This window comes from Pseudomonas sp. GM24 (assembly GCF_000282235.1).
In the GTDB taxonomy this organism is placed as follows: Bacteria; Pseudomonadota; Gammaproteobacteria; order Pseudomonadales; family Pseudomonadaceae; genus Aquipseudomonas.
The window spans coordinates 1-1,226 of record NZ_AKJR01000379.1; the positions used below are offsets into that span (position 1 = coordinate 1).

Sequence of the window (1,226 nt, forward strand, 5' to 3'; positions counted from 1 at the left end):
CGGCAGCTCCTACAGGGGAATGCGATCCCTGTAGGAGCTGCCGAAGGCTGCGATCTTTTGATCTTTAATTCAGAACAACTTCAAAGGTTCTTCGTTAAGCGCTGATAGCTGCTCACGCAACGCCAGCACCTGATCACCCCAATAACGCTCGGTGCCGAACCACGGAAAGCTGTGCGGGAACGCCGGGTCATCCCAACGCCGCGCGAGCCAGGCGCTGTAGTGCATCAGACGCAAGGCGCGCAGCGGTTCGATCAGCGCCAGCTCACGCGGGTCGAAGTCGTGGAATTCGTTGTAGCCGTCCATCAATTCCGACAACTGCCCGAGACATTCCTGGCGATCACCGGCGAGCATCATCCAGATGTCCTGTACCGCCGGGCCCATGCGGCAGTCGTCGAGGTCGACGATGTGGAACATTTCGTCGCGGCACATCATGTTGCCGGGGTGGCAGTCGCCGTGCATGCGGATGTTCTGGTGTGGCGTGTTGGCGTAGGCATCTTCCACGCGTTTAAGCAGGTCGCGGGCGACGGACTCGTAGGCCGGCAGCAGGCTTTTCGGAATGAAGTTGCCTTCCAGCAAGGTGTTCAGTGAGGCGTGGCCGAAGTTCTGCACGGCGAGGGCTTCACGGTGTTCGAACGGCTTGGTCGCGCCGACCGCGTGAATGCGCCCGAGCAACTGGCCGAGGCGATACAGCTGATCAAGATTGCCCGGCTCCGGCGCACGGCCGCCGCGCCGCGGGAACAGGGTGAAGCGGAAACCGGCATGCTCGTGCAGGGTTTCGCCGTTATGGATCAGCGGCGCCACGACCGGAATGTCGACGTCGGCCAGCTCGAAGGTGAACTTGTGTTCTTCGAGGATGGCTTCGTTGGTCCAGCGCTGCGGGCGATAGAACTTGGCGATCAGCGGTTCGGAGTCTTCGATGCCGACCTGATAGACGCGGTTTTCGTAGCTGTTGAGCGCCAGAATGCGTGCATCACTGAGGAAGCCGATGCTTTCAACGGCATCAAGCACGAGGTCGGGGGTGAGGGTTTCAAACGGGTGGGCCATGCTGACTCCTGCGCGCAGCAGGCTGCCGCGTCCGGCCCAGCATGGTAGCGCAGATGGCAGCGGGGGAGTTGGTTGGTGTCTGTGCTGACGCCATCGCGAGCAGGCTCACTCCCACAGGGGAACGCACGCATTCCAAATGTAGAAGTGAGCCTGCTCGCGATGAGGGCCTGTCAGGCGCCGAC

1 protein-coding gene is annotated in these 1,226 nt (G+C 61.7%); it reads right to left on the minus strand.

All coding sequences use genetic code 11. The annotated features are described in order from the left end of the window. Positions 1 to 69 precede the first annotated feature (69 nt). On the minus strand, positions 70 to 1,044 hold the full coding sequence (locus tag PMI23_RS28505) for a serine/threonine protein kinase (protein WP_007910023.1): 975 nt from the start codon (positions 1,042 to 1,044) through the stop codon (positions 70 to 72). Positions 1,045 to 1,226 lie beyond the last annotated feature (182 nt).